Origin of the sequence: Psychrobacter vallis (genome assembly GCF_904846715.1) — a bacterium.
In the GTDB taxonomy this organism is placed as follows: domain Bacteria; phylum Pseudomonadota; class Gammaproteobacteria; order Pseudomonadales; family Moraxellaceae; genus Psychrobacter; species Psychrobacter vallis.
Genome location: NZ_CAJHBU010000032.1, coordinates 1 through 9,818, shown reverse-complemented (window position 1 = coordinate 9,818; position 9,818 = coordinate 1). Strand labels below are relative to the sequence as shown.

Annotated in this window: 3 protein-coding genes; 1 reads left to right on the top strand and 2 read right to left on the bottom strand. The window is 46.5% G+C overall.

The window, feature by feature from the left end; translation table 11 throughout:
* A partial coding sequence (locus tag JMY02_RS13265; RefSeq protein WP_201599111.1) for a two-partner secretion domain-containing protein occupies positions 1 to 5,537 on the bottom strand: 5,537 nt, incomplete at its 3' end.
* 96 nt (positions 5,538 to 5,633) lie between these two features.
* Positions 5,634 to 7,382, bottom strand: coding sequence for a ShlB/FhaC/HecB family hemolysin secretion/activation protein (locus tag JMY02_RS13260; RefSeq protein ID WP_201599109.1), 1,749 nt, complete (start codon positions 7,380 to 7,382; stop codon positions 5,634 to 5,636).
* Between the two features lie 726 nt (positions 7,383 to 8,108).
* On the opposite strand from JMY02_RS13260, the gene JMY02_RS13255 reads away from it, so the two are divergent.
* Positions 8,109 to 9,623, top strand: a complete 1,515-nt coding sequence (locus JMY02_RS13255) for a fused MFS/spermidine synthase (protein ID WP_201599107.1) — start codon at positions 8,109 to 8,111, stop codon at positions 9,621 to 9,623.
* The last annotated feature ends 195 nt before the right edge of the window (positions 9,624 to 9,818 follow it).

Here is a 9,818-nt window from a genome sequence, read left to right as displayed (position 1 = left end):
CTTTTGTTATTACTACGGGTATTGCTGTTTTGTGCCACGGCATTGACGTTAAAGTCGTTGTCGGCTTGGAATAAGGCATCATTGCTGACGTTTAGGTTGCTGCCATTAATGTTGATATTGCTGTCTGTACCTGCCCCTGTGGCGATCAGGGCAAGGTTATTGGTATCAATACTTGAGCCTTGGTTTTCCTCGGTGACACTGCTGCTGTTTGATTGGCTTTTTTGACTACCGATGGTGGCTTGGATGCGGGTGTTGCCTACGCCTTTTAGATTGCCATCTAGTAGATCGTACCCTGCACTGTTCGCTTCTTTAGCGAGTGCTTTTGTCTTGAGGGTGGCGGCAATACCTGCCATGCCTTTCATACGCGTGCTGTCTGTGTCACTCCCTGCGTCAATGAGACGATCGATGCTCTTGATATTATCTACTAGGCTGTTTGATACTGAGACGGTGAGACCGCTTTGCTTAAACTTCTGCTCGCTTTGGTTGGTGGTGACGTCCATGACATTGTCAATGTTGATCTGTTTGGCACGAACAACGGTGTTGCCACGATTGGGGTCATTGAGGTCTTTGTCGCTATCCGCACCCATACCAGCGATGAGGTTGCTGCCGGTCTGTTGGTAGTTACGTCCAGCAGTGATGATGACGTTGCCGTCGATGGCGCCGACTTGGCTTGCGGTGTGGGTGAGCTTGGTGCTGGTATTGTTATCATTGGTTTGCTGCTTACCAATGGTGAAGCCGATGCCGCCATCAGTGCCAAACAGTCCTGATTTTTTGGTTTGACTGAATTTGGTTTCACTAGCAGTATTCTCAGCCGCTAGGAGGTTGACATCACGACCTGCGGTGAGCTGGATGCCGCGATCACTGCTGGCGTTGGTGCCTGTGAAGTTGATGTCTTGTCCTGCTTGTATGAGGATTTGCTCGCCTTCGATGTTGCTGGTGATGGCATTATTGCTTTGGCTGTCAAAGCGCGATTGGGTGATGGTTTTACTTAAGAAGCCTTTGTCAGTGGTTTTAACCGCGGTACTTAGGTTCTGTTTGTTTCGTCCTTCGTTAAAGTCGACAGTGCCATCAGCGATGATACCAACTGTGCCATTGTCGCTGTTTATGTTGACGGCAGTGCCGCTGATGTTATTGCCTGTGATGATAATGTCGTCATTACTACGCAGCTGGCTACCGATATCAGCAGATTCGCCTTGCTTAAAATAGTTATTGGCATCGCCAATGCTATTGGACTGGTAGCCCACGTTGACGGCATTAAGTTTAACATCGCCTTTGGTGTCAATGACACTGCGACCCCCTTGGTTATCAAGACGACCGGCAGCAAAGACGGTGTTGCCGCCAACGTTGGCGACAAAGGTATTCAATGGTTTGCCGTTGTCGTCTACCCGATCTTTTAGGCCATCACCAACATAGATGCTGGCGATTTGGCTGATGCCTGTACGACTGGCGCTGCTGGCACCTTTGGTGGCACTGGTGCTGTAGGTTTGGCTTTGATTGTTGAAGTCGCCACCCACATCCAGCTGCATGGCGCTGTCTGCGCCTATACTGCCACCGAGGTTGTTTAGGTTGTTCGCCGTGCCAATCTGGACGTAGTTGCCTTTGATCAGGCCACCGTTTTGGTTGGTCAAGTTGTTTGCATTGATGTTGAGGCTTTGATGACCAATGATGTTGCCTTGGTTATTCAGGTCACCTGTCAGCTGCATGTCAATACGGTTAGCCGCGATGAGGTTGCCTGTACCATCGATTTGACCAACCGCTTGACGGGTATAGATTTTGGGAACGAGTACAGCTTGGCGACTACCATCAGCAAGGGTGATGTTTTGCTGCTCCATCCAAACGATGTCGGTGGTTAGCGTAGCCACTTGAGCTGCACTTAACGCAATGCCCGGACGCAGATTGAGGGTTTGAGCAGCCGTAATGCCAGCATCCATTAGCCCTTTATATTGCGCATCTTGATCGCTATAGTTTGCTAAGTAGTAACGCCCCGTTAACATCATGATCTGATCACGGATATACTGCTGCTCGTAATAGCCATCCCCTAAGCGCTTTTGGGTGATATTGGCATCAAACTGAAGTCTGTCTAACATATAATCTGAGGTCAGCCAGTTTTTATAGTTGGCAAAGGCAGGTTCGGTTTCGATCAGATAGTCGGCACTGCTGTCTGGATTGATACCATATAGGCCACTGTTAGGTAACGTAGGCGCAGTGCTGCTGCTACGAATCTCTTCGGTTGGCGTGTTAGTAATGATTGTGCCATCATTATCCTTAACGTTATGGGCAATCACTACTTTATCGATATCTTGCTTTAAAATAGGGAGCTGGTAGGCATCTATCAGATCAGGCCCAGTAATATAAGCCACTTTGTCGCCAATATTATCTCTGCTTTTTTTACTACCTAGGGCATGGCTATGCACTTCTTTTAGTTGGTAGTAACCGTCTTTAGTAACTACCTCGCGGCCAGTTTCATTAATATTAGTAAATTTATCACCAATAATTGAGCTGCCATCTGCTGTTATCGCAATGCTTTTATCATTGGTCAGACTTTCTCCTGTTAAATAAAAGTCGCCTCCAGATATGATTCTTGCAGCATCAGAGGAGATGACTTTATCTCGATAGACACTTTCAGTATAGTCATAGTCATAATAATCTTCGCCAAGTTTCTCATCGGTTTCTTTTACATAATAATCCCAGCTGCTTGAGCGCAGCTGATCTTCATCAAAAAACCGACCTTCGTCATCTTTTGTGAAACGCCATTTTGACACTTCTTTTTCAGAAATCAGCTCTGAAACTTTCTCAAAATCCGCATTTACATTGTTTAGCGTGTCCGTCGTGATACTCATATCACCGACAGACTCGATAGAAGCGCCTTTATTAGTCACGGTAGTCGCACGGCCTATGGCTTGATGATTAGCATCTAAAGCGCCGCCGATATGCAGCTCACCGTTACTCAGTAGACGAGCTTGCCCGTTAAAGTCTGTATTAAAATTACCGGCGCGCGCCTGATTGGGGTTATTGTTTAGGGTGGTCACACCGATATCTAAGCGATTGCGGGCCGCGATGACAGGCGCAGGATTTGCATTGCTAGTGGTCGCATCAGGCGTATTATTGAGCGTGTTAGCTGCTATCGCGACCTGATCGCCATAGATACGACCACCACTATAATTATTGACAGTACTGCCAGCCTCTAAGTAGGTGTTTGCGCCGTTGATTAATCCACGATTATTGATATCAGTTTTTGAATTTAAAGCAGTAGTACCGCTACTGCTTAGCTCAGCGCCCAATTTATTGTCGATATGATTGGCGCTAATAGTGAGCGCGTTTTGAGCTGCCAATTTGCTAGTATTGGTAAAATTTCCTTGGCTAGTTAAGGCTAGAGTAGTGCCTTGTATATTATTGTTACCGCTGTTGATAGCGATGTCGTCAGTGACACTAATATCAGCACGTTGTACACCGATGATAGTGCCATCAGTATTACTAAAGCCTTGCGCCTTGATAGTTAGATTTTTATCACTTTGGATACGACCTTTGGTATTGGTAAGATGACCGCTGCTATTAATAGTAATATTATTTTGGCTACTAAGTTCTCCTTGAGTGTTATCAAGAGTTGAGCTTTGCGTCGTGATTGTGCCGTTAGCGCGTACTGCACCACTGGTATTATTGAATGCATTTTTTGCCCGAAGTGCAATATCACCGATTGCTTCGATAGTCCCTTTCGTATTATTTATCTGATCGGCAGAAGTAATGGAGATGGTATTAGTCGCTGTAATTTGACTGTTACTGTTATCAAAGTTTGCCAACTGCCAGTCGATGTTCTCAAGCTGCACCCGACTATTAGTGTTAATTAGGCTGCCATTATTAGCAATATCAAGAGTACTGACCGCTAAGCTGGATTTGCCTTGATTAACCACAGTGTCGGCGGCAATATTGATCTTGCCATTACTATAGATACTGCCCGTGTTGGTAAGATTATCTGCGCGAATATTGCCATCACGCGTAACGCTTGGAAGTGGTACTGGATTTGGCTCGGACGGCTGACTGCTATCATCCGTACCAACACTACTACCGTTGTTGGCGGTCGTGGGTGGCGTTTTAGCAGGCGGCATACTGGGCGGCGTGCTAGCGTCAGCATAAAGGTCTTGCCCAATAATAGCGCTTTGCTCATTGGTTAGCTGAGACGTATCAATGGCAAGCGCACCCTGTCCAGTTTGCAGTAGTGAGCCACTGTTATTGAACTGAGCAGATTTTGTGTCGAAACTACCCGCCGCCATCTCACCTGAGTTATCAATGCCACCTGTTTGTTGTAGTGTCAACGTATCACGACTACTGATCACGCCGCTATTATCAAGCGAGCTGCTATTTAACTCAGCAGTCTCTCGACTGCTAGCGATAGTTCCCGAGTTGTTGATAGTGTTGCTACTAACATTGACAGCGACTTTACCTTTATTCGCAACTAAACTGCCTGAATTAATCAGATTACCATTGTTATCGAGCTGCAAGCCGCCAGACGATGCAATGATACTACCCGCATTGGTCACACCCATGCCTTTGTCTGTACCGATCAGACGGATTTTGCCTGCATACATCGCCCCAAGTGCCGACATATCTAGCGCCACACCTGTGGCTTGATTGCTGATATTGGCAGAACTCTGAGGCGTGACAGTCGACTCTGCACCATCAGCCTCATAGCTGACTTTATTACTGCCAGTGATGATGTCTAGGTTTTTGGCATAGACGGCGGCATTAACCTCAGTAGTCTTGGCTAATATCTGCGTGTAGTCAGAGCCGCTGGTATCCAAACCATTACCATCTATACGGACTTTACCACCTGTCACATCAAAGCCTGTGAGCTTGCCTTGATCCATCAAAGCATTACCAGTGGTCAATGTCGTACGCGAGGCGTTGATAAAACCGCAGCCTGCACAACTGATACCAGCAGGGTTGGCAATCACAAGCTCTGCTCGTCCGCCTGCAATTTCTGTGTAGCCGCTTAAACGACTTGGGTCGCTTGAATTGACCTCGTTTAGAATAACGCGAGCTTCACCGCGAGCGAGGTACGGATTTCCTTCAACCCAACCAGCCAATTGCGTCTGAGCATTGACACGACTGTTATTTAGGATAGCGCCTTCTGCACCGACATCGAACTGACTAAAGACATTACGCGAGACGCCAGCCGCACTAGGGGTTTGAATATTTACTTGGGTCTTGCCGTTTGAGGTATTGAGTATCACTGCTTGCTGATTGGCGGCAGCATTGCGATCAGCGATGATATTGGTGGTATCAGCAGCATAAGCGCTGCTAACAACGATGGTGGCAAGCCCTAGTGCTAGCAGTAAGTGCGAACGCAATATTATAAGCTGACCGCCTCGATAGTAGGAGTTTGTTTGAGCAGCCGTTTGCGAGCTACTCGTTACTTGGCTTATTTCACTACCGCCATTAGCAGGGTTACCTGTTTTGCCTTGAGCACGTGCCGACTCGGACACCACCATCAGCATTCCACGGGCTTTGTTAAAGATAACTCGGTAGCATTGAGCGTTCATGGTGACGTCCTTTGAGGGGCAGTTTAATAAAAAGGTGTTATAGCCAATCTTTATAGCTAAGCTTTGGCCTGACATAAATGATAGAGCTTGTGAAAGTTAATACTGCCAACCAAGGCTAAAGCCTGTGACCCACTCTTTATCACTAAAGTTATCTGGCTGCGCTAATGGGTAACCAGCAAATACATCATAGCTGGTACGCAGTGGTGTAACATAGCCTTTAATCCCAACGATTCCGCCAACCAGATGATTACCAAGCAGCAAATCATCTTGCGCAGCATTGTCGAGCTTGACATAACCGGCATCGACACCTGCATAAACCGCATGTGGCTTATCTCCTAGATAGGCACTCAGCTCTTGTCTTAAGATTGCGCCATGATCGCCGCTTAAGCTGCGTTCCCCATCAAAGCCGCGCACGCTATAGCGGCCGCCGATGACTAGGCGCTCATTGGGCACTAACGCTTCGGTGGCATATTGACCTTTGAAGGTGGCATGATAATTCAAGGCGTTGTTGGCAAACTGCATCGGTTGATTGACATCAACACCGATTTTGATGATACCAGCACGCGCACTGCCTTCATTAAACAAGGCTTCAGGTGGATCAATTGCATCGAACGCTCCTGTGCCGCGCTGATAGATCACATCGCCGATCCATTGGGTTTTACCAATGACGGTCTCGTAACCTATCCCTGCTTTATAGCCTGCGGTGCGGCGGCGCTGTACTTCAACTTCCGTATCATCGATATAGTTGTTTTGCTGTTTGGCATAACCGCCCGCTTTTAGGTAGGTTTTACTGTGATTGTCACGGTGCACCAAATGGCTGACGAGTGCTTCGGTGGTGTAAGACTCACCGCTATAGATATAGTCTTGATTGACGCCAGCGATGGTTTGATCATAGTTGTAACCGCTATGCGTGAGGGTCAGTTGAGTATTATCAACTGGTAATACATACCCGATGTTATAGCCCCAACTGCCATCATTCTTGTCATTGCCACCATCAAGATCATGGTTATAAGACACATATAGCAAATCGTTGTGCCACGTCGGGTTGTCTAATGAAAGGGTTACGTTGCCTTGATAGACACCGGTACTCTCTTGTCCTGAATCATCAACAGACGCAGATAAGCGCCAGCGTTTATCTTGCTGCCATTTGACTTGGATATCACTGTAACCAGGCGTGCTCATACGGCTACTTGGCGCAATGGAGAAGTCGGCGTCGGCAGTCGGCACACGTTTGAAGTTCTCAAGTGCTTGTTCAATATCACGAACGTTTAATAAATCACCAGAGCGCATGGGCATGGCAGGGGCGAAGTTGGCAGGGTTGCCGCTAGCGTCTGTATAGATAGGACGAGCGGCTTGAACGTCAGTGGCGATGATTTGGTCGATGCGACCAGGAATAAGGGTAAGGAATAGGTTGCCAGATTTAAGGTTTTGGTTTTGTACCAAGACGCGAGTGGTCACGTAGCCTTTTTCGATAATGCGGTTTTGCACGTCGGTGACCAACTGATTGATATTATTAACTGATAGACAGCTGCCAAGCAGGGAGGACTTACCCATCGTATAAGGCGTCAATGCAAAAGTGAAATTCTCGCTCAGCTCGCCCGTTAGATAAATTTGATGTATATCAAAGCACGGAAGAGAGGCAGGATCGAGGTTTGGGCTAACAGAAGGTGGCGGCGTGACTTGAAACTCAGTAGTATCAATATTGACGTTAGGATTCACGAGCTGCTGCTGTCTTAACGCTTCTGTGCGCTGCTCTTGAAACTGCTGAGGGGTAGTGGTATTTAATTCAATGGCGTTGGGTAAAATATCGTCTGCTATGACTGCTTGACTGGTGATACTCGCCATGACTCCTACTATGCTAATCGATAAAAACCGCCACGTAAAATAAGCTTTATTAACACCAGCAAGATATGTATACATAAGTTCACCATAAATATAATGGTGGAATTATGCGACCGACAAGTGTTCAAAGCAAGCTATTTCCACATTAATTACTGAACGCTATACTATTGATTTTGTTATTTAATAACTAGCGCCAACTTATGCAAGCGAGCTATTAAATAACAACTCATAGCTCGTACTACGTCCGGACGCCTCGGACTTTTGCTTCAGGCCCTTCTTTATCAAATCATTAATATCTCGTAGTGCCGTGTCTGTAGAAGACTTGGTCATAGCTGCCCATTTCTTAGTAGTTAGCTTGCCATAAGAATCAGTCAGCAAAGTATTCAGCATTTTCACCTGCCTATCATCACGGATACTGCCTGCTTGAATGCGATAAAGCCCACTAAATCCATCTAGAAATAACGCTCGATGTCATCCGAGTAAAGCGCCCAAATACGTGTTAAATTTTATAGCACAGTAATTCACTTCTTATTTTCTTATCTACATAATAGCTACAGGTCAATAAAATCAGTATATGTAAGATAAAGCTATATTTTAACAGTTAGTCGATCTACCTTGACATGGTAGAGGTTATAAAATAACAAACATTCAAACAACACCTACCATCCTCCCCAATCAAGAATAGTGTAAAATTCTTGTATCTGTTACATCATGGTGATGAGTCGCTTTATGCAAAAAAAAGTCTTGGGTATCTGTTTGGTCATTGCGCTGTTAGAAGGGTTTGCCGGTCTCGGTATCGAGATTTATGCGATTAGGATATCGGCGACCTATATCGGTGCGTCCATCTCTATCACTGGGGTCATACTAGCGATGGTGCTAATCGCGATAGCGGTGGGCTACTGGTATGGCGGTCGCTTATCACAGCATATCAGCACCCCGCGCCAAGCGTTACTCAAGGCCGGTCACGTCTTATCTTTGTCGGCTATCTCGCACGCTATCGCCTGTATTATGCAACTGCCACTGCTCGCCTTTATGACCGCCAATACCAGTAGCCCGATCCTCGCGGCTATGGGTGTCGGCTTGTTATTTGGCGTCGGGTTAGCGTTTGGTTCGACCGCTATTCCACTGATTACCCAGTTTTTATCCTTAAAGCACAAAAGTGATAGCGTTAATAGCAATAGCGGCGCGAATCTAGGCGTGGACACGGGCAAAAATGCGGGCATGATGGTTGCTATTACCACTGTCGGTAGTGTGCTGGGCTCAACGCTGACACCGATTTTATTATTGCCTTATATCGGCCTGATGAGTAGCTTGGCGCTGTTTATTGTCACGCTGGCGATCAGTAGCTATCTGTGTACCAAGCTTGCCGTGCAGCTGTATCCTGATGATTATGTCAGTGCGTTGACACCCCGCCAAAATCATATGCTAGCGGTGTCAGCCGTTATTATCACCGCCGCTTTTATTATGCTAAGCCGAGTCGATACCGGCTATCAAACCGCAACAGGGGCTTGGTTTATTCAGCAGATCATTTATGAGGACAAGCTTGCCGTGACCATTACCGACAAGCCGGGACAGTCAACGAGCAGCTGCTGGATATATCTGTCCAAAAAGAACTGTCATTGGTATGGCGAGATTACAGTAGAGGCGATAGAGCAAATATCGCCTGCCAGTCTGGTGTTTTTGGGCGGTGCGGGGATGGGTACGCCAAGCGAAGTGGCGCATGCTAACCCTGAGATGGCACTCACGGTCATCGACATTGATAAAGACTTACCCAACATTATTGAAACGCATTTTTTGAAAGCGCCTATAGCCCCGAATATTGAGTTTATAGGCGATGATGCGCGTGGGTATTTGACTCGCCATCGTGATGCGTCCTACGACTTTATGCTGATTGATGCCTTTCAAGGTCGGTTTGTCGCGAGCAACTTGTATACGCTAGAAGCCCTCACGCAGTTCAAAACCAACAGTAACTATATCATGGCCAATATCATAGGAATGCCGACGCCTAAGCACGGTTATACTCAGACGATTTTTAAAAACTGGTATGAGGTGTTTGGCAACTCAGCCTATGTGCTCACCAAGAATGACAGCGCGAATTTGCAAAACATCATGCTCTGTAATTTCGCTTGTCCGGGTAGCCAACCGCTCGCTCAGGCTGATTTTTTTAATCAGCAGCAAAAGGTGCATACCGATGATATTCCAAGACTGGACAGGTATCTGTATCGCTCTATTGAGAGTTTGTAAATTAACAGGTGACAAGTAGGCATAGTAGAGCGCGCCCAACACAGAAGCTGCAAAAGTTAAAAATAATAAAGTAAAAACGATAAAAAACCACCTAACCGCATGTCGCTGTTTGAACTGCCCCCCATAAGTTGGACACAACTTATGGGGTATTTTTATGCGTTACAACATAGACTTTAAACTCAAGATCATCGCATA